This is a genomic window from Treponema denticola (assembly GCF_024181605.1).
GTDB classification, from domain to species: domain Bacteria; phylum Spirochaetota; class Spirochaetia; order Treponematales; family Treponemataceae; genus Treponema_B; species Treponema_B denticola_B.
In genome coordinates this window covers 1603221-1623410 of record NZ_CP054477.1, presented here as the reverse complement: position 1 = coordinate 1623410, position 20190 = coordinate 1603221, and the positions used below count along the sequence as shown (strand labels likewise).

Below are 20190 nucleotides of genomic sequence, written 5' to 3'. Positions count from 1 at the left end.
AATTTATAAAAATTGCAGTATAACTTAAAAATATTAGCATGAAATATTTTATATGTCAACTTTTTTGAAAAAAAATAAATATAAACCGAATGTTTATTGACAAGTCAAAAAACCTATGCGATAATTTAGTAACACAAAGTATGTAGGCTATTAAGCTGCTTATATATTTTAAGTAAAACTTTTATGGAGGAGATTTTATGGAAAAATCTAAGTTTAAACCGAATGGTGTTGCTCTGTTGCCCTTTTTTATCTTTGTTGTAGTTTATCTGGGAATGGGTGTAATCCTTGTAGCAAAAGGCGATCCTATGGGATTTTACGGTTTTAAGGGTCCTATTGCCGTAATTGTAGGTATTATAGCAGCCTTTTTGATGCACAAAGGTTCAATCGACGAAAAATTCGATGCTCTGGTCAAAGGCTGCGGAGATGCAAACATCATTACTATGTGTATCATTTATATTTTAGCCGGAGCCTTTTCGGTCGTTTCAAAGCAGATGGGCGGTGTTGATTCTACAGTAAATTTAGGTTTAACCCTAATACCGTCGAATTTTGTTACAGCTGGTCTATTTATTATCTGCTGTTTTTTATCTATTGCAACAGGAACAAGTGTCGGTACTATTGCCGCTGTAGGTCCTATTGCCGTAGGTTTTGCGGAAAAAGCAGGTATTTCAATGCCGCTTATGATAGCCTCAATGGTAGGCGGAGCCATGTTCGGCGATAACCTTTCGATTATTTCGGATACTACAATTGCGGCTACAAGAACACAAAATGTTGATATGAGGGATAAATTCAGAGTTAATATTGCATTAGCCCTACCTGCTGCAATTTTAACTCTCATTCTTCTATTAATCTTCGGCAGGCCGTCTGTTCCGCCTCAAATTGAATCCTTGGAATTTAATATTATAAAAGTGTTGCCCTATGTATTTGTATTGGTTGCAGCTATCGCAGGTCTTAACGTATTTGCAGTTCTTTTAGGAGGAATCCTTTTCTCCGGTATTATAGGAATGGCTTACGGTGCTTTTGACGCTCTACAGTGGACAAATCATATGTATGACGGCTTTAACGGAATGTTCGAAATATTCTTGCTTTCAATGTTGACGGGAGGACTTGCCTACATGGTAAGTCAGGCCGGCGGTATGGAATGGCTTTTACAAAAGATAAAGGGCATGGTAAAGGGTAAAAAATCCGCAGAGCTTGGTATCGGTGCTTTAACCCTTCTTACCGATGCGGCAACGGCAAATAATACCGTTGCAATTATTATCGACGGTCCTATCGCAAAAGAAATGTGTGAAGAATTTAAGGTTGACCCCCGAAGATCTGCCTCTCTTCTTGATGCCTTCTCTTGTGTAATGCAGGGATTAATTCCTTACGGTGCCCAGCTTTTAATAGCCTGTTCCTTTACAAATGGGCTTGTAAATCCTGTAGGCCTTATTCCCTTATTGTGGTACCAGCTTTTACTGGCCGTGTTCTTAATTCTTTCGATATTCTTCCCCTTTGCCGACGGATATATTAAAAAACATCCTTGGAATTTTGAAGAATGGAAGGCTGTTAAAGCAAAATAAAAATATCGCGATAGCTTCGGAATTTTGTATCCGAAGCTATCGTAACACTATCCTTCTTTAAATTCAAAAACCTTATCGCAAAGAGCAAAAGATTTTTTGCGGTGAGTTATAAAAAGGATAATTGAATGAGGGAAAGCCTTACGCAATGCTTCGATAGACTGTGTTTCCCTTACTTCATCAAGTCCCGAAAGAGCTTCATCTAATATTATAATTTTAGGTTCTTCTTTAAGGGCAAAAAACCTTAACAACACCACCCTTTGTTTTTGTCCCAATGAAATATTTGTTCCTTCAGTTTCCAAATTAGTTTCAAGCGAAAGATTATCGCTTTCATCAAAAATAGAATCAAAGACTTCTTTTGTAATATGAGCATCTTCGGTAAGTTCGGCATTTTCTTTAACCGTACCTTGAAAAATTATAGACTTATCGTTTATGTAAAAAATATTTCCGTTAAGAGAATCGGGGTTTAAGGTTTTGACATCCTTACCTCCGATATAAGCGGCAGCCGTTTCGGAATATAAAAGCCCTGAAAGAATTTTTAAGGCAGTACTTTTACCTAAACCTGATGGGGCGGAAATACCGTAAAGTCCCGCCGATGAAATATCTACATCGGTTTTAATGTTTATGTCCTTACTTTCAAAAGAATGCTTTATATCCTTTAATAAAATGGAATTAAAGTTTTCGGCTTTATTATGCCCTGCCAAATCGGCGGCAAATTCTTTTTTTATCTCATCAACCAGTTTCTTTTTTTCGTTAGAATTTAAAATTGCCATACGCAGGTCGGCAAGATTTTGTACCGGTTCAATAAAATGTCCTACATACATATAAAATGAAATTATAGCACCCAATGTAGTTTTTCCGTATTTCATTAGTATAAAACCGGCGACTAAATTTACAAGAGGTAAAGAGGTGTACAAAAATCCGTTTATATCCCGATAAAGCCGCTGATAAAATTCTTCCGATTTTTCCACCTTTAACATATCTCTTCTTACCTTTGTTAAGGATGTTTTTATTTTCTTTTCGGCAGAAAAAATTTTTATATCCGAAAAACCTTTTAAGGCTTCACCTAAATGCAAAAGAAATTTTTCGGAGGCTAAAGAACTTTCTTTCGAATACTTCATAATGTTTTTTCTTACAAAGCAGCCTATAAGATATATCAGCGGAATAAAAAGAGAAGTTAAAAGTAAGAGCTGCCAATTTAAATATAAAAGAACACAAACAGCCGCTACAAACATCATAATATTATCGACAAGCATTACAGGGCTTATCCCATAAAGAGAACCCAATTTATAAGGTTCATTGGCTATACGGTTTAAAAGTTTTTCATTATTAAATGTACCGGCTAAATTAGACTTTGCACTTAAAAACTCGTCAAGAAGAATTTCGGTTTCTGCAGCAGCAACAATATTTTCTGCCGTATTAAAATTATAGTTAGAAACAAAATTAAAAATTTTTTGAACGAAGATAATGATAAAACAAATTATTATGATTCTAAATACTTCGGGTGAAAACCCCTTGTTTAAGTCATCTATTATTTTCCCTAAAAGCAATGGAATCGCAGCAGAAAACGCAATCGGAATAATTGAAAGTAAGACAATTTTAGCATGTAATTTAAAATAAGATTTTTTATACAACATAGGCAAGCTCCTGTTATATTATATTATATTATATTATATTGTCAAGCTCATTTTATTTACTGCCTTTCAATGCAAATAAAATAATACTTACAACGATAATGATTCCTCCTATCGCCGTTCCTGCATTTAAGGTTTCGCCTAGGGCTAGATAACTTAAAAGACTTGCAATCAAGGGGTTAACAAAAATAAAATTTGTAACATCGCTTGTTTTTTCGGCAATTTCTATTCCCTTATTAAAGAAAAAATAGCCTAATGCGCTTGTAAAAATTCCTAAGTATAAAAGGCTCCATATATATTTAAAATCGGCAGAAACAAGCTCTTTATAACCTTTAATGCAAAAAGGCGATAAAATAATAGCTGAACAAATCATACTATAGGTTACGATTTCTATTGAAGTATAGCCCATTTTTGCAAGTTTTCGGCTTAAAATATTATATCCGCAAAAGAAAACTGCTGCCGACATAGTCCACAAAATGCCTATGTTGACCGAAAAAATTCCCTTCCATAAAATGATAATTAAAACTCCGCAAAAAGCAGAAATAATTGACAGGATACCTATCTTACTTATTTTTTCGCCATAAAGAATTGAAGCTGTTGCAGCGGTCATTATGGGGGTTGTAGCGATTATGATGCTTGAGGTTGCAGCTGTGATGGTTCTAAGTCCAATGTTAAAAACGATAAGATATAGGGCAAAGCCTAGTGCTCCCGACAAAAAGAATAGTCCTATGTGTTTAAGCTTAAAAGGAGCTCTAAGGTTATTAAATTTTCCTATAATTAAAAGAATAATACTTGCTAAAGAACATCTTAAAAAACCTAAGGCTTCCGGGCCGAAATGCGTTAAAGCAAAGCGTGAAAACGGAAAAGAAGAAGCAAAAAAAATAATGGCGGTAAAAGCCGATAAATATGATTTTATTTTATTGGACATAATTTCTTCCTAATTTTTAATATGGATTTTTTTCTAAAGCTATGATATAATAAAATAATAATGAAATCAAGTATGAGTGTTATAGTTAAACTTTATTTATAATTTTTCAATTTTTACGCTTGCGTTAATAAAATAAATGCCTTATAATATTCTTAGTAGTGAATATTTCATTTGGAGGAAGATATGAATAGAAAAGATTTGGAAAAGTTGGGATTTGCTTCAAAACAGATTCACGCAGGAAGCATTAAGAATAAGTATGGTGCTTTAGCTACACCTATTTATCAAACTTCAACATTTGTATTTGATTCGGCAGAACAAGGCGGCCGCAGATTTGCCTTAGAGGAAGAGGGCTATATCTACACCCGCTTAGGCAATCCTACGACTACGGTTGTCGAAGAAAAACTTGCCTGCCTTGAAAACGGGGAAGCATGTATGTCTGCAAGCTCCGGTATAGGTGCCGTTACCTCATGTATTTGGTCAATTGTAAATGCAGGAGACCATATCGTTGCCGGAAAAACACTTTACGGCTGTACTTTTGCATTTTTAAATCACGGTCTATCACGCTTCGGTGTTGATGTAACCTTCGTTGATACGCGAGATCCCGAAAACGTTAAAAAAGCTTTAAAGCCGAATACAAAAATCGTTTATTTGGAAACACCGGCCAACCCGAACATGTATCTTTGCGACATTGCAGCAATAAGTAAGATTGCTCATGCTCATAATCCCGAATGTAAGGTTATAGTAGATAATACTTATATGACTCCCTATCTTCAGCGCCCTCTTGATTTAGGTGCAGACGTTGTTCTTCATTCTGCAACAAAATACCTAAACGGGCACGGAGACGTTATTGCAGGTTTTGTTGTCGGTAAAAAAGAATTCATCGATCAGGTACGCTTTGTAGGTGTTAAGGATATGACAGGTTCTACATTGGGGCCCTTTGAAGCCTACCTAATAGGCCGAGGCATGAAGACCCTCGATATCAGAATGGAAAAGCACTGCGCCAATGCTCAAAAAGTTGCGGAGTTCTTGGAAAAACATCCGGCGGTAGAATCCATCGCTTTCCCCGGTCTTAAATCTTTCCCGCAATATGAGCTTGCAAAAAAACAGATGAAGCTTTGCGGAGCTATGATTGCCTTTACCGTTAAGGGCGGATTGGAAGCCGGTAAAACTCTTATAAACTCGGTTAAATTTGCAACCATTGCAGTAAGCTTAGGCGATGCCGAAACCCTTATTCAGCATCCTGCAAGTATGACCCACTCTCCATATACCCCTGAAGAAAGAGCTGCTTCGGATATTGCCGAAGGTTTGGTTCGTCTTTCTGTCGGTCTTGAAGATGCGGAAGACATTATTGCCGATTTAAAACAAGCCTTGGATAAACTTGTTAAATAAATCTTAAGAACACCTCTAAAAACTTTTTGGAGGTGTTCATTCTTTAAAGACTATGGAGGATCTTGTTTTTGAAAGCAGCCGTATTTGCCGGAACTGCAGTGGACACCCGAATGGGAGTTGAACTTTTGGAAAGAAGAGGCATAGAAGCTCTTGCAATTCCTATGTCGAGTACCTGTGAGGAACAGTCACAATTGCAATATTTTTCGCAAGAAGCCCTTGAAAACCTTTTTATCGCAAAATCGGATGAGGCTATAAAAAAGGGATCGGATATTATTGTTATATATTGCAATTCTTTAAGTTCTGCCATAGATTACGAAAAAATACAAAAGCTTTTAAACATTCAAATTTTTAGCCCGCTTGATACATATAAAAAATTAGCTGACGATTGTAAAAACATTGCTATCCTGGCTGCAAACGGATTAGCCGCATATACAATCGACAAAATTATTCAAAAATATAACCGAGAAAAAAATACCATTCCCATAGGAAATATGAGTATAGTACAGCTCATCGAAAAAGACCTTCATCCTGCTGAAATAGTAAGACTTTTAAACCTTAAAGGCTTTTTGTCCTATCTTGAAAATATTGAGATAAGCGATTATAAAATAGACAGCCTGATATTAGGCTGCACCCATTTTCCATATATAAAAAATGAACTTCAAAAACATACTTCAATTAGAATTATAGACCCGGCAGAAAAAATGCTGGAAACAATATTACATACCAAGGAGAAAAAAGAGTATGCAAAAGAAAACTCAAACAATGACCGGTAATAATGCGGCTTCTTATGTGGCCTATGCCTTTACCGATGTAGCCGCCATTTATCCGATTACACCATCTTCAGATATGGCCGAGCTTGTTGACTCATGGGCAGCCAACGGAAGAAAAAACATTTTCGGTCAAACCGTTCTTGTTTCGGAACTGGAGTCCGAGGCGGGGGCTGCCGGATCAATGCACGGAGCCCTTTCTGCCGGTGCCCTAGCTTCAAGCTTTACGGCCAGTCAGGGACTTTTACTTATGATACCCAACATGTACAAGATGTCCGGTGAGCTTTTACCGGGTGTTTTACATGTATCGGCGAGAGCTCTTTCGGCTCATGCCCTTTCTATTTTCGGCGATCATCAGGACGTTATGGCTTGCTGCCAAACGGGTTTCGGTATGCTCGCTTCCGGTTCGGTACAGGAAATTATAGACCTCGGCGGTATTGCCCACCTTGCAGCGATAAAGGGGCGAGTCCCCTTCCTCCACTTCTTTGACGGCTTTAGAACCAGCCATGAACTTCAAAATGTCGAGCTTATCGAGTATGAAGATTTTGCAAAGATGCTTGATTGGAAGGCCTTAAACGATTGGCGTACCACGGCAATGAATCCGGAGCATCCATTTACCAAAGGAACAGCCCAAAACCCGGATGTTTATTTTCAGGCGGCAGAAGCCTCCAATAAATTCTATACCGATGTTGTAGAAATAGTTGCCGATTATATGAAGCGGATTTCGGCCTTGACGGGAAGAATTTACCGCCCCTTTGACTATCATGGAGCACCCGATGCCGAACGCGTAATTATAGCCATGGGTTCTATAACCGAGACGGCCGAAGAAACCGTTGACTATCTTGTTTCCAAGGGAGAAAAGGTTGGCCTTATAAAGGTAAGGCTTTACCGTCCTTTCTCGCCCAAATACCTCTTTGATGTAATGCCCAAGACGGTTAAAAAGATTGCCGTTCTTGACCGGACAAAAGAGAAGGGCGCCCTTTACGAACCTCTCCATTTGGACATACTGGGTGCATACATTGATGTGCCCAATAAACCTCTGATAGTGGGCGGAAGATACGGGCTTGCTTCAAAGGATACGACTCCCTCAATGGTAAAATCAGTATTCGACAATCTTAAAGCCGATGCTCCCAAAAACAATTTTACCGTAGGAATCGAAGACGATATAACCAATTTGAGTCTCCCCGTTGTGGAGGAAATTAAGACCGAACCCGCAGGAACAATCAGATGTAAATTCTGGGGCTTCGGCTCTGACGGAACCGTCGGAGCAAATAAGAGTGCTATCAAGATTATCGGCGACAGTACGGGTATGTATGCCCAAGCCTATTTTGCTTATGACAGTAAAAAATCGGGAGGCGTAACCATTTCTCACCTCCGCTTCGGAAAGCAGCCGATAAAATCCACATACCTTATAAGCGATGCCGACTTTATTTCCTGTTCAAAGCAGTCCTATGTTCATCAATATGATTTATTGAAGGGCTTAAAAAAAGGCGGAACATTCCTGCTTAACTGTCTATGGTCTGACGAAGAATTGGAAGCCAACCTTCCGGGAGAAATGAAGCGTTTTATTGCAAAAAATGAGATAAAATTTTATACAATCAATGCTACAGGCATTGCTCAGGAAATCGGTCTCGGCGGAAGAATCAATATGATTATGCAGTCTGCCTTCTTTAAGCTTGCAGAAATTATTCCCATTGAAGAAGCCGTTGAAAGTTTAAAAAAATCCATAGTCAGGGATTACGGTAAAAAAGGTGAAGACATAGTAAATATGAACTATGCCGCAGTTGAAAAAGGCGTAAGTTCTCTTCACAAGGTTGCCGTTCCTGCCGCTTGGGCAAATGCGGAGGATTCACAGGTTTGCAATTCTCATCTTCCGCCATACGTACGCAATGTACTTATCCCTATTAACAGACAGGAAGGCGATGCTCTAAAGGTGAGCACCTTTAAAGGTGTTGAAGACGGCCGAATGCCTAACTGTACCAGCCGATACGAAAAGCGTGGTGTTGCAGTTGAAGTTCCGCATTGGATAAAGGAAAATTGTATTCAGTGTAACCAGTGTTCTTTTGTATGTCCTCATGCTACAATCCGCCCCTTCCTTCTTAATGAAAAAGAAAGGGCTGCTAAACCTGAAGGCTTTGAAACTATAAAGGCCAACGGAAAAGGCCTTGAGGGGCTTGAGTACAGGATGCAGGTTTCGGTTATGGATTGTACGGGCTGTTCAAACTGTGCAAATATTTGTCCTGCAAAGAATAAGGCCCTTGTTATGAAGCCCTTGGCCGAAGAAGAAGCTCAAAGCAAAAACTGGGATTATGCAGTTGATAATGTTTCTGCAAAGCACGGTCTTATGGATCAGTTCTCCGTTAAAGGAAGCCAGTTTAAACAGCCTCTCTTGGAATTCCACGGAGCTTGTGCAGGCTGCGGCGAAACTGCCTATGCAACCCTTGTTACCCGTCTTTTCGGAGACCGCATGATGATCGCAAACGCTTCCGGTTGTTCTTCGATATGGGGCGGCTCTTATCCCACTGCCGGCTTTACCTATAACGAAAAAGGAAAGGGCCCGACTTGGGCAAGCTCCCTTTTTGAGGACAATGCGAACTACGGCTACGGAATGGCCATCGGCACCCGCAAGTTGAGGGAACAGGCCGAAGACTATATGAAAAAATTTGTTGAGCTCAATGTCGGAACCGATTTTACTCCTCTCTTTAAAGAATGGATTGAAAACAAAAAAGATGTTGAAGCCAATACCTTAACCTGTGATAAGATTAAGGCTCTCTTTGATGCTCATCAGCCGCCTAGAAATACGGCCGTAAAGAATACCGATGCCGCCGATTATCTTCCGGTTCCCGAAAGCCATACCTTCAAATATAATACGGGAAATATTGAAGCCGACAGGCTCTTGGAATATATCTACAAGCTGAAAGACTTTATTGTCAAAAAGAGCGTCTGGTCCTTCGGAGGCGACGGCTGGGCTTACGACATCGGTTACGGCGGTCTTGACCACACAATGGCCTCGGGTGAAGACTTTAATATCCTCGTATTCGATACGGAAGTTTATTCCAATACAGGAGGTCAGTCCTCAAAGTCGACACCGACAGCAGCTGTCGCCAAATTTGCGGCAGGCGGAAAGCGAATCCGCAAAAAGGATTTGGGTGCAATGCTTATGACCTACGGCTATGTCTATGTAGCTCAGGTTGCTATAGGTTCCAATATGAGCCAATTCGTAAAGGCTGTAAAAGAAGCCGAAAGCTATGACGGACCTTCTATTGTTATCTGTTATGCTCCCTGTATCAACCACGGACTCCGCTCAGGAATGAGTAGAAGTGTCGAGCAGGAGAAAAAGGCTGTTGAAGCCGGTTATTGGCACCTATACCGCTTTGATCCCCGCTTAAAAGCCGAGGGCAAAAATCCCTTCCAGCTTGACAGCAAGGAGCCGACCGCTTCATTCCAAGACTTTATCAACTCCGAAGTCCGCTACACCTCGCTTAAAAAGACCTTCCCCGATGTTGCGGAAGTCTTATTCAAGCATGCAGAGGAAGATGCTAAGGAGAGGTATAGTAGGTATAAGAGTATGGCTGAGTAATTAATTTTTAAATATGCGGGCGATTACGTTGTCGCTCGAATAAAAATTAATCCTCGACGTGCAAAAAGCACGCCTGCGGTTAATTTTTATCGGCTCCTAGTACTCACCTCGCATATTTAAAAATTAGCCTACAGTATGCGGGCGATTACGTTGCCGCTCGAATAAAAATTAATCCTCGACGTGCAAAAAGCACGCCTGCGGTTAATTTTTATTAGCTCCTAGTACTCACCTCGCATATTTAAAAATTAGCCTACAGGATGCGGGCGATTACGTTGCCGCTCGAATAAAAATTAATCCTCGACGTGCAAAAAGCACGCCTGCGGTTAATTTTTATCGGCTCCTAGTACTCACCTCGCATATTTAAAAATTAGTCTACAGGATGCGGGCGATTACGTTGTCGCTCGAATAAAAATTAATCCTCAACATGCAAAAAGCACGCCCCTGGTTAATTTTTATTGGCTCCTAGTGCTCGCCTCGCATATTTAAAAATTGGGTGACAGTTGTTTTCGGTGTGATTGTTATAAGTTTTTTATTTCTTCTTCAGTAAGGCCGGTTCCTTCGGCTATTTTTTTGATGGAAATACCCATTCTCTTAAATGCAGCAGCAGTTTCGAGCTTGTTTTGGCGAGCCCCATCGGCAAAGCCTTCTTGTCTGCCTTTTGTTTCTCCCTGCAATATTCCCTCTTGATAACCTACATGTTTCCATGAGGCCTTATCGTGCTCGTATTTCATTCGGTTTTCATACAGCCACTTTTCTTTTGGGCTCATTTCCATTACTTCTATTGTTGTATTGGCTTTTGCCATCATAGGGGATTCTTGTGCCAGCATATTACGTACCTCCGTGTCATCAGTTTCGATAAATTTCAGCCAGTTGTAAAGTTTCTTTTTCTTTTCATCGGATTCTGTATTTTCATCCTGTTCTTTAACCTTGGCTAAGTTTAAAAAGTGGATTTCAAGCTCATCGGAAAGCCTATCGTTTATGTGCTTTTCGACTACATTGTACTCACTATGGATAAGCGAATTCAAATCAAAGCCTTCACCCACTATGTTTATTGTAATACATTTAGGTAGTTTTGTATATACTTCGCCCGTTTTTAAATTTTCCGTATACATTTTAGCCCAATAAAAGATGGTTCGTTGGATAAACTCGCTGTTCCACCTGTTTTGAATTTCGATATCGATAACCGTGTTGTTCTTTAGGCGTAATTTTACGTCTAAGACTCCGGTTTTGTCGCTTATCAAATCCTTATGGAGCTCCTTATCCAGAAATTCCAAACCTGCGATATTCTCAGGCGGAATGTCTAAAATACATTCCAGCAAGTCCTGAAGAACATCTTTGTTTTCTTCCATTCCGAAGACTCGTTTAAAAGCATAGTCGTTGCGAAGGGTTATTTTAAATAATTGTGTCATACAAACTCCTTTGCGGGCATTATCTCCTTGCCTGCTTTCATATAATTATAGGGTTCTAAGTTGAATAAATGGTAAAATTTTTAAAAAAAATTGAAAATGTCGAATGATAAATTTCAAATGCCAAATGATGGGAATTCATGCTTTATTATAAGTTTTTACTCTTCAAGCTCTTTTGCTTTTAAGCAGGCTTCGATGCAGGCTGACCATAGAGTGTCGGGAGACGGGGGGAGGGCTGAAATTTCTATTTGCTTTTTTGTTTCAGGATGTTCAAATTTTAGGGAGTGGGCATGGAGCCTGATTCCTCCGGATTTTTCGGTACGCGCAAAGCCGTATTTGATGTCTCCTTTTATGGGCATCCCCAAATAAGAAAGCTGAATACGGATTTGATGGGTGCGGCCTGTTTCGGGGAAGATCCGTAAAAAATTATAGTTATCACCAATCCCTGCAAGCTGCCAATAAAGAGATGCTTTTTTTCCTCTTTGCTTTGAGCCGGTTACAAAAGCTTTTTGCAGCTTGGTATTGAATTCAAGATAATTTTCGCAAAATTCTTTTTTATAGAGGACGGGAGCGGTGCGGTTTATTCCTGGATCGGCCGCCGAGTTTAATTCTTCTATTTTTTTACAGATTGCCCAATATTCTTTTTCTACCTTTTTTTCTTTAAAAAGATTATTTAGCTTTGTGTGCATTGCAGGAGAAAAAGCTATGAGAACTAAACCGCTTACAGGCTTATCCAATCGGTTGACTGCCTCGGCATATTTTTTTTCGCTAAAGGCCTTTTTAAAAAAGACTTGAGAATTATCCCCGCAGTTTTTTAAAACTACCGCAAAAAAATTGTCCTCAAATAAAATTCTTACTTCATTGTGCATTTTAAAATCCCAAACATTGCAGGCGGGATTATACAATACTTTACGGCTCTTGACAATATCGCTAAAAAGATAAATAATATCTCAGTCTTAAAGTCCACTTAATCTTTAAGAATTTTAAACATTTTATTAGGGGGAAACTATGTCGAATATCCATGATATGGAGTTTTTACAAAAAAAAGTTCAAGAATTAAAAGAGCAGGGCTTATATAAAGAGCTTGTTACGCTTGAAGGGCCGAGCGATGCCGAATGTATTATTAATGGAAAAAAGGTTATTAACCTTTCATCCAACAACTATTTAGGCTTTGCAAATCATCCAAGGCTTAAAAAGGCAGCTATTGAGGCTATCGAAAAATACGGAGCCGGAGCCGGAGCCGTACGCCCCATCATCGGTAATATGAAGATACATGATGACTTGGAAAAACTTTTAGCCGAATTTAAAAGAGAGGAGGCCGTTTTAGCTTTCCAGTCAGGTTTTAACTGTAATGCAGGCGTTATTCAGGCCCTTACGGATAAGGGTGACCTAATCATTTCGGATCAGCTGAACCACGCTTCAATCATCGACGGTACCCGCCTTTCAAAGGCCGATAAGGCAGTCTTCCAGCACTCCGATATGGCCGACCTTGAAAGAGTTTTAAAAGAAAAAAGAAATAACTACAACAATGTTTTAATTATAACCGACGGCGTTTTCTCAATGGACGGAGATATAGCCAAACTCCCCGAAATCGTTGCTCTTGCCGAAAAATATAATTGTCTTACATATGTTGACGATGCTCACTCAAGCGGTGTTTTAGGAGAAAGCGGACGCGGAACAGTAGACCACTTTAAGCTTCACGGAAGAGTTGATGTTGCAATGGGAACCCTTTCAAAGGCTATCGGTGTTGTAGGCGGTTATGTTGCAGGAAAAAAAGTAACTATCGACTGGCTTAAAAACAGGGGCCGCCCCTTCTTATTCTCAACAGGTCTTCCTCCCGCAGCCGTAGGAGCCGCTATTGAAGCCGTTAAGATGCTCATGGAATCAACGGAATATACTGACAAGCTTTGGGCAAACGCCAAGCACTTTAAAGAAGGCTTAGGAAAGCTCGGCTACAATATCGGTCACAGCGAGACGCCGATTACCCCGATTATTATCGGAGATGAAGCCAAGACCTTGGAATTCTCGAAAAAGCTTTTTGAAAACGGCTTATTCTCAGGCCCCATCGTATTCCCCACAGTTCCCAAGGGAACAGGCCGAGTCCGATGTATGGTTACTGCCGGCCACACTACGGAACAGCTTGACAGGGCTGTAAAAATCTGTGAAAAAGTCGGCAAAGAAATGGGAATCATTTAAGGGAACCTCTAAAAACTTCAGTTTTTAGAGATGTCCTTAATCCTGTTTTTTAAGATAAAAAGCACCGATTTGAAAATATCAAACCGGTGCTTTCTTTGAATTTTGTAGATAAGGAAGTTAGTTTATGGTAGAAACAAAGAGTAACGAAGAAAAATATAGCCGCCCCTCGTGGGACGAATATTTTATGGATGTTTGCCGGGCTATTGCAAAGCGGGCAACCTGTGACCGCGGAAGATCCGGCTGTGTTATTGCACGCGATCATCAAATTCTTGTTACCGGCTATGTAGGAGCTCCTACCGGCCTTCCTCACTGTGATGATGTAGGACACCAATTTAAAAAAGTTCAGCATGAAGACGGAAGCATTACCCAGCACTGCGTGCGGACTGTCCATGCGGAACAAAACGCTATCTGTCAGGCAGCAAAGCGGGGAATCAGCATTGACGGAGCAACTCTTTACTGCAAGATGACTCCCTGCCGAACCTGTGCCATGCTCATCATAAACTGCGGGATTGTAAGAGTTGTAGCCGAAAAACGCTATCATGACTCGGCCGACACAATCGAAATGTTTAAAAAAGCCGGTATAATCCTAGAGCATATTTCCGACTCTTTAGAAGAATACAAGGGACAATAGAAAAATTGCGATTCGTTTGAGTTTTAGGCTTCTAGTGGGACAGAGCCCATTCTTTAAACCTTGAGTAATCGGGCGGGATATTAACCGCTTTTAAAGGCCTGTATTGTAAACTTTCAAGCCTATCCGGTAAAGACGGCGGCCTTCCTATAGCAGGTTTCATAATTTCCGGGAACTTTGCAGGATGAGAGGTTTGTAAAACTATTCCCACCATACTGTTTCTGTGAATTGAAGATGCCCATGTTTTTATATTTGCATATTTTAAAGGTATTCCCGGGCATTCATCATTTTCTGACGTTTTTCTCTTTAACGAATTCATTGCCCCATGATATACATCCTGCCAAGCTGTCCAAGCCATAGCACCGTAAGGATCTATTATATAGCCTGTTCTTTCATTACATGTTCTTACGGAAGATACGGTTCCAACACCGTCAAGCCAATAAGGAATGATTTGTTTTTTGAGTTCTTCAAAATCGTAAATTTGAAGCATCCGCTTAAAGTTGATTGCATTAGGAATATCCAGAGCCGGCGTATTAGTTTTTACAGCCGGTCTTTTTTCGAAATCTTCAACTGTGAGCCAATCCGAAAGAGCATGATTTTCATTTTCGGCCGAAATAAGCCCCTTGATCGGTGTTCCCATTTTTTTTGCAATCAGAGCTGCGGTAAGGGCTGAAAAACTTCCTGACGGTATTGAAGCTATGAGTGAAGGATTTTCAATTTTGTTGTCGTAATCACTGCGGTATAATACGGTTAAGGCCGCATAGACAAAAAAAGCAATTTGGGGTAAAAGAGGGGCTATGTTTAGGGCTCCTCCTGAGACAAGTTTTAGCTTTTTTAGTAAATCTTCATCTTTAAGTGCTTTATCCACAATATTTTCACAATCTTTAAAGGATCCGTCCACACAAATTGTGTAAATGTTCTTAGGTATTGAAGAAAGGATGTTTTCCTGTATTTCCGTTAATGAATCCTTGGGGTATAAAAGAAGGGCTTTAACACCTTTTACTTGGGAAACAGCTGATGCAATTGCACAAGCTCTTTCGCCGGAGGCCGGTACAATGAGGTTAATTTCTCTGTCTTCATCTTTATTAAAGTACTCTAAAAGATAGGCTAAAAAGCCTGCTCCTATGTCTTTATAGTTGCAGGTTGGCCCATGAAAAAGCTCTAAAATATATGTTGTAGGTGCTATCGGGTTTATCGGGAGTCTGTGAGGATAAAATTGAGCTATTATCGACATTAGCTCGCTTTCGGGAATTTCATCGCCGCAAAAACTTTTTATAACTTCAAAACATATATCCCTAAAAGACGATGGAGGATTTCGATAAATCATTGCCGGACTTATTTTTCCGAGTTCCGCCGGCATAAAAACTCCGCCCGTTTCAGAATTAAAACCTTTTAGCACTGCTTCTTTAAAAGAGACTTGAACTTTTTTATTTGTTATATCATAAAATTTCATCACTACTTATCCACAAGTTTTACATAGATTTTTCACATTTTGTATTCTACAATATAAATCATTCATTGTCAATTATCAAGTTACAAGTTTTAGACTTGACATTTATGTTCTTTCATACTAATATCAAAAATGAGAGGTAACACATGAGAGCAACGGATATTATTATGAAAAAACGCGGAATAAAGGGGCAGGCTATAGAGCCCTTAAACCGCGAAGAGATAGAATTTATTGTAAATTCTTATGTAAGGGGCGAAATTCCCGAATATCAGATTTCGGCATGGCTTATGGCCGTATATTTTAACGGAATGACCTTTGAGGAAACTGCTATTCTTACGGATGTTATGCTTCATTCCGGGAAGGTGATGGACCTTTCAAGCCTTGAAGGCCCATTTGTCGATAAACATTCTACCGGAGGGGTAGGGGATAAGCTCTCGCTTCCTCTTGCTCCCATTGTTGCGGCAAACGGTATTAAGGTTCCTATGATGAGCGGCCGAGCACTTGGCCACACGGGAGGAACTCTCGATAAGCTTGAGGCAGTTACGGGCTACCGCACCGACTTGACCGAAGCCGAATTTAGAAACTTTATATCAAAAACCGGCTTTGCTATGACGGGGCAGACAAAGGAAATTGTACCGGCAGACCGCCTTCTATATGCGATGCGGGATGTTACGGCCACAGTCGAATCGGTTCCTCTTATAACTTCAAGTATCCTTTCAAAAAAAGTTGCAGAAGGTTCCGAAGCCCTCGTTTTCGATGTAAAATGCGGAAAGGGTGCCTTTATGAAAACCTTGAGCGATGCGGAAGCCTTGGCGGTAAGCCTTGTAGGTACGGCTAAGGCTATGGGGAAAAAGGCGCGGGCTCTTATAACCAATATGAATGAACCTCTCGGCACGATGGCCGGAAACTTTTTGGAAATAGAAGAAACGATAGATATTTTAAAAGGACAAGGCCCCGCGGACAGTACGGAGCTTACCTTGCAGCTGGCCGCCCACATGCTCGTTCTGGGAGGCAAGGCTAAGACGGAAGAAGAGGGGCTTTCTCTTGCAAAAGAAGCTGTGAGCTCAGGCAAAGCCTTGGATCTTTTTATAAAAAATATAGAACTTCAGGGAGGCAATCCCAAGACCCTTATGGCGGAATATAAAACCCGCCGCAGCAAATTCTTTGAAGAATTGAAGGCAGAAAGGGACGGCTTTATCGAAAGCATTAATGCTTTTGAGGTCGGTATGGCCGGTGTAAACCTTGGAGTCGGAAGAAATAAAACCACCGATCCCGTATGCCCCGATGCCGGAGTTGAAATTTTAAAACACAAGGGCGATTCCGTAAAAAAAGGAGACCTTATAATGAGGGTCTATGGAAAGGATTCGGCTTCGGTTTCCGCTTCAATGCCTTTATTGAAAAACGCTATAGCATATTCCGATAAGGCTCCGCAAAAAGATAAGCTTATTTTTAAAATTATCAAGCAAGAAGAACTTTAAATCCAATGCGGAGAAAAAAATGGACTGGCAAAAAAAAGAAATAGGCCCCGAACTTGTAAACGAGATAAAAAGAAAATACGGATGTGATCCCCTGACTTCGGCAATATTGGTACGCCGCGGAATTATTGAAGGGAAGGATATACTATTCTATTTGGAAGACGATATGCGCTATCTTCATAGTCCCTTCCTATTTAAAAACATGGAAGATGCCGTAGACCGTATCCTAGATGCAAAAGAAGAAGGGGAGAAGGTTTTGATTTTCGGCGACAGGGATGTGGACGGCATTACGAGCACGACCCTTCTTTATGAAGCCTTAAAGGATATGGGGCTTGACGTGTCATGGCGTATTCCTACCGGAGATGAGAGCTACGGGCTTTCCGTGGAAGCCGTAGAAAAGCACGCTGCAAATGACGGCACTCTTATCATAACGGTGGACTGCGGTATTTCCAATTTTAAGGAAATTGAAAAAGCCAATAGTTTAGGTATCGATGTAATAGTAGTTGACCACCATACCCCTCAGGAGAGCTTACCTGAGGCAGCCGTCATAATAAACTGTAAGATGCCCGATTCGGGCTATCCCCACGAAACTCTATCGGGTTGTGCTACGGCATGGAAACTCATCACCGCCCTCCGTTTCGGAATGCAGCCCTTTTATAAACAGCAAGTTTCCCTTTTAAATGTAAGGCCTGTAAATGACGCTTACTCGATAGAAGCCGTAAAACTTGTAAATATGGTTCAAATCGGAAAAATTACCGAAACCATAGTTCCGGGAATGCTTTCTTTTTCGGAAACAAGGCTTGGCTCTTTTTTAAACGGGCAGCAAATATTCGTATGGGATGCTCCATTACAAAAAAAACAGCTTAAAACCATCTTCGGAAACGGAATCGAATTTAACTTTTTTGATTTTCAGCCCGAGGTTGCAAAACAATTTCCGCAAATGGGAGATATGAGCCTTTTGCGCTTAAAAGAATTTTCGACAATCGGAAAATATTATGAAGATGCCCAGTCGGAGCTTGAAACTTTTAAAAATATCTTTATAACCTTTGTTCAGCAAAAAAACAATTTTTACGGAAAAAGAGAGGCTTCCGAAATTCAGCTGGTTGCCCTTTCTACCCTTGCAGACCTCATGGAATTAACCGGAGAAAACCGCATTATAGTAAAACAAGGCTTAAAAGAAATAAACAAAAAGCCCCGTCTTGGTCTTGTAGACCTAATGGCTATGCAAAAACTTTTAGGGGCACCCATAGGCACCGAAGAGATAGCGTGGAATATCTCGCCATTGGTAAATGCCTCCGGCAGAATGGGTAGGCCCGAAACGGCTATCGAGCTTTTTCTTGCTCAAGATTCGGGTGAAAGAACGGCTAAGGCCCAAGAAATATTTCAAATGAATGAGGACAGAAAGGCTCTTGGTTCCAAGGCCTGGGAAATTGCCCTGCCTCTTGCGATTGAAAGTTTAAAAGAATATAATGAAAAGTTGGTAGTTGCCGTCAGTGCGGAATTTCACCGCGGAATTACAGGAATTCTTGCAGGAAAATTGGCCGAATACTTTAAGCTGCCCGCCCTTGCTATCTGCCTTATGCCTGACGGCAGTGCCGTTGCCTCGATAAGGTCGGCGAGGGGCTTCCGCCTTTTGGACTTTCTTGAACCATACAGCGAGCTTTTTTTGGACTACGGCGGACATGATTTTGCGGCAGGCTTCGGCATAGAACAGGAAAAGCTAAATCAATTTTTGGAAAGTTTAAAACATTTTTCCCTGTCAATGGAATTTGAAAGTGATGCAGATTCCGAAACTCTTACAATTGATGCCGAGCTTCCTCATGATTATTTAAAACCCGAAATCTTAAATTTAGTCGATAAATTTGAACCTTACGGATGTAATTCTCCGGCTTTGACCTTTATGACAAAGCGGGTAAAAATTTTAAATGCAAACATTATAGGCAAGGCCGAGCCCCTTCATTTGCGTTTTAACTTGGAGTGCGGAAAATATAAATGGAATGCTCTTTATTGGAAGGCTGCCGAAAAACTGGGAACGGAGTTTAAGGTTGGGGACTATGCCGACATAGTATTCAATGTATCGAAAAATTATTTTAACGGGACAGTTACGCCTAAAATGGTTATCAAGGATTTAAAAAAAATAGATTAGCATAATTTAAGGGTTATTAAAATGTTAAAAAAAAGTTTTCAAATATTATTGTTTTTTTGTTTTCTATTTACTCTCCACTCATCGGGAAAGAAGGAAGTTTCCGATATTGAACAAAACGGCAAATCGGAAAAAGCTCTATATATTATTTCGCTGCCGGAGAGCGGAGACTTGGGTTCTTTTTTTAACGTAAAATTTAAAGCTGCACGTAAAATAGATAAAGCATGGATTACCGTTTATGACACATCGGAAAAAAAAGTTCAAACTATCAATGCTTTTCCCATTGATAAGACGGAAAAAGAATGGGCTGCAATTGCGGCTGTTGCCGTTTGGTGGAAGAGCGGCAAATGGAAAATTCGGACTCATCTTATAATTGAAGGAGCTTTATTTGAGGAAGATAGAAGCTTTGAAGTTTTAGAAAGAGAATTTGAAGAGCTTGTAATGAAATTGAGCAAAAAAAATTCACAAATTTTAAGAGATAAAAGTTTAAAAAAAACCGAACAACGAAACAGGTTTGTAGAAATTTTAAAGGTTCAAAACCTTGAAAGCCTTTATTTTAAAGGCCCTTTTACAATGCCGTTTAATGCTAAAAGAAAAAGCTCAACATTTGCCGAAAAGCGTACGTCTAAATACCCTGACGGAAAAACGTCGGTGAGCCGCCACTGGGGAGTTGATTATCCTGCGCCAAAAGGAACACCGATTTTTGCTCCCGGAACGGGAAAAGTTGTGCTTGCCGAAAACAGGATAGTAACGGGCTGGACCCTTGTAATAGAACATGCCCCGGCTGTTTACACCATTTATTATCATCTAAATAAGATTCACGTAAAAGAAGATTCTTTGGTAAAACAAGGAGAAAAAATTGCCGACATCGGCACGACGGGGTTTTCGACAGGTCCGCATTTGCATTGGGAGCTCCGCATAAATGAAATCCCTTCAGATCCCGAACTTCTTCTAACAAAAGAGTTATTTTAGGTTTTATGGTTATATAGCTACGTAGTATTGACAAAAAGCCTCTAATTCTTTATACTGTTTTTATGA

At 40.2% G+C, this 20190-nt stretch carries 14 protein-coding genes; 9 read left to right on the top strand and 5 right to left on the bottom strand.

Annotation, left to right across the window (positions count from 1 at the left end; all coding sequences use genetic code 11):
- Positions 1-197: 197 nt before the first annotated feature.
- Complete coding sequence (locus tag E4N80_RS07525; protein ID WP_253698560.1) at positions 198-1559, top strand: Na+/H+ antiporter NhaC family protein; 1362 nt, start codon at positions 198-200, stop codon at positions 1557-1559.
- Between the two features lie 47 nt (positions 1560-1606).
- Here the strand turns inward: E4N80_RS07525 and E4N80_RS07520 are convergent, their stop codons facing one another.
- A complete protein-coding gene (locus tag E4N80_RS07520) occupies positions 1607-3193 on the bottom strand; it encodes an ABC transporter transmembrane domain-containing protein (RefSeq protein ID WP_253698558.1) in 1587 nt (528 codons plus the stop codon).
- A gap of 52 nt (positions 3194-3245) precedes the next feature.
- A complete protein-coding gene (locus E4N80_RS07515; RefSeq protein WP_253698557.1) occupies positions 3246-4118 on the bottom strand; it encodes a DMT family transporter in 873 nt (290 codons plus the stop codon).
- A gap of 183 nt (positions 4119-4301) precedes the next feature.
- On the opposite strand from E4N80_RS07515, the gene megL reads away from it, so the two are divergent.
- The 3 genes from megL to nifJ all read left to right on the top strand — a co-directional run bounded on the left by megL (position 4302) and on the right by nifJ (position 9854).
- Positions 4302-5507, top strand: a complete 1206-nt coding sequence (gene megL / locus E4N80_RS07510) for a methionine gamma-lyase (RefSeq protein WP_253698556.1) — start codon at positions 4302-4304, stop codon at positions 5505-5507.
- 68 nt (positions 5508-5575) lie between these two features.
- A complete protein-coding gene (locus E4N80_RS07505) occupies positions 5576-6280 on the top strand; it encodes an aspartate/glutamate racemase family protein (RefSeq protein ID WP_253698555.1) in 705 nt (234 codons plus the stop codon).
- Entirely contained in the window at positions 6249-9854 is a 3606-nt protein-coding gene (nifJ, locus tag E4N80_RS07500) for a pyruvate:ferredoxin (flavodoxin) oxidoreductase (protein WP_253698554.1), read from the top strand. The genes E4N80_RS07505 and nifJ overlap by 32 nt, the downstream gene beginning before the upstream one ends.
- A gap of 518 nt (positions 9855-10372) precedes the next feature.
- Here nifJ and E4N80_RS07495 read toward each other — a convergent pair.
- Both E4N80_RS07495 and E4N80_RS07490 read right to left on the bottom strand, forming a co-directional pair.
- Positions 10373-11263, bottom strand: a complete 891-nt coding sequence (locus E4N80_RS07495; protein WP_253698553.1) for an Rpn family recombination-promoting nuclease/putative transposase — start codon at positions 11261-11263, stop codon at positions 10373-10375.
- Between the two features lie 155 nt (positions 11264-11418).
- Entirely contained in the window at positions 11419-12129 is a 711-nt protein-coding gene (locus E4N80_RS07490) for an RluA family pseudouridine synthase (protein WP_253698551.1), read from the bottom strand.
- Positions 12130-12268: 139 nt separating this feature from the next.
- On the opposite strand from E4N80_RS07490, the gene E4N80_RS07485 reads away from it, so the two are divergent.
- Positions 12269-13456: a glycine C-acetyltransferase gene (locus E4N80_RS07485; RefSeq protein WP_010697822.1), complete on the top strand. Its 1188-nt coding sequence runs from the start codon at positions 12269-12271 to the stop codon at positions 13454-13456.
- Between the two features lie 124 nt (positions 13457-13580).
- Complete coding sequence (locus E4N80_RS07480; protein WP_253683714.1) at positions 13581-14087, top strand: deoxycytidylate deaminase; 507 nt, start codon at positions 13581-13583, stop codon at positions 14085-14087.
- A 31-nt stretch (positions 14088-14118) separates the two neighbouring features.
- Here E4N80_RS07480 and E4N80_RS07475 read toward each other — a convergent pair whose 3' ends face one another.
- Positions 14119-15537: a PALP domain-containing protein gene (locus tag E4N80_RS07475; protein WP_253698550.1), complete on the bottom strand. Its 1419-nt coding sequence runs from the start codon at positions 15535-15537 to the stop codon at positions 14119-14121.
- Between the two features lie 143 nt (positions 15538-15680).
- On the opposite strand from E4N80_RS07475, the gene E4N80_RS07470 reads away from it, so the two are divergent.
- Genes E4N80_RS07470 through E4N80_RS07460 form a run of 3 tightly spaced genes read left to right on the top strand, consistent with a single transcriptional unit; the run spans position 15681 to position 20124 of the window.
- A complete protein-coding gene (locus E4N80_RS07470; protein WP_253698548.1) occupies positions 15681-17012 on the top strand; it encodes a thymidine phosphorylase in 1332 nt (443 codons plus the stop codon).
- 19 nt (positions 17013-17031) lie between these two features.
- The gene (recJ, locus tag E4N80_RS07465) at positions 17032-19155 is read left to right on the top strand and encodes a single-stranded-DNA-specific exonuclease RecJ (protein ID WP_253698547.1); all 2124 of its coding nucleotides are present in this window, start codon (positions 17032-17034) and stop codon (positions 19153-19155) included.
- A 21-nt stretch (positions 19156-19176) separates the two neighbouring features.
- On the top strand, positions 19177-20124 hold the full coding sequence (locus tag E4N80_RS07460) for a M23 family metallopeptidase (protein WP_253698546.1): 948 nt from the start codon (positions 19177-19179) through the stop codon (positions 20122-20124).
- Positions 20125-20190 lie beyond the last annotated feature (66 nt).

Coding starts and splice junctions, on each gene's coding strand:
- E4N80_RS07525 (WP_253698560.1), top strand. CDS start 198: ATGGAAAAATCTAAGTTTAAACCGAATGGTGTTGCTCTGTTGCCCTTT.
- E4N80_RS07520 (WP_253698558.1), bottom strand. CDS start 3,193: ATGTTGTATAAAAAATCTTATTTTAAATTACATGCTAAAATTGTCTTA.
- E4N80_RS07515 (WP_253698557.1), bottom strand. CDS start 4,118: ATGTCCAATAAAATAAAATCATATTTATCGGCTTTTACCGCCATTATT.
- megL (WP_253698556.1), top strand. CDS start 4,302: ATGAATAGAAAAGATTTGGAAAAGTTGGGATTTGCTTCAAAACAGATT.
- nifJ (WP_253698554.1), top strand. CDS start 6,249: ATGCAAAAGAAAACTCAAACAATGACCGGTAATAATGCGGCTTCTTAT.
- E4N80_RS07495 (WP_253698553.1), bottom strand. CDS start 11,263: ATGACACAATTATTTAAAATAACCCTTCGCAACGACTATGCTTTTAAA.
- E4N80_RS07490 (WP_253698551.1), bottom strand. CDS start 12,129: ATGCACAATGAAGTAAGAATTTTATTTGAGGACAATTTTTTTGCGGTA.
- E4N80_RS07485 (WP_010697822.1), top strand. CDS start 12,269: ATGTCGAATATCCATGATATGGAGTTTTTACAAAAAAAAGTTCAAGAA.
- E4N80_RS07480 (WP_253683714.1), top strand. CDS start 13,581: ATGGTAGAAACAAAGAGTAACGAAGAAAAATATAGCCGCCCCTCGTGG.
- E4N80_RS07475 (WP_253698550.1), bottom strand. CDS start 15,537: ATGAAATTTTATGATATAACAAATAAAAAAGTTCAAGTCTCTTTTAAA.
- E4N80_RS07470 (WP_253698548.1), top strand. CDS start 15,681: ATGAGAGCAACGGATATTATTATGAAAAAACGCGGAATAAAGGGGCAG.
- recJ (WP_253698547.1), top strand. CDS start 17,032: ATGGACTGGCAAAAAAAAGAAATAGGCCCCGAACTTGTAAACGAGATA.
- E4N80_RS07460 (WP_253698546.1), top strand. CDS start 19,177: ATGTTAAAAAAAAGTTTTCAAATATTATTGTTTTTTTGTTTTCTATTT.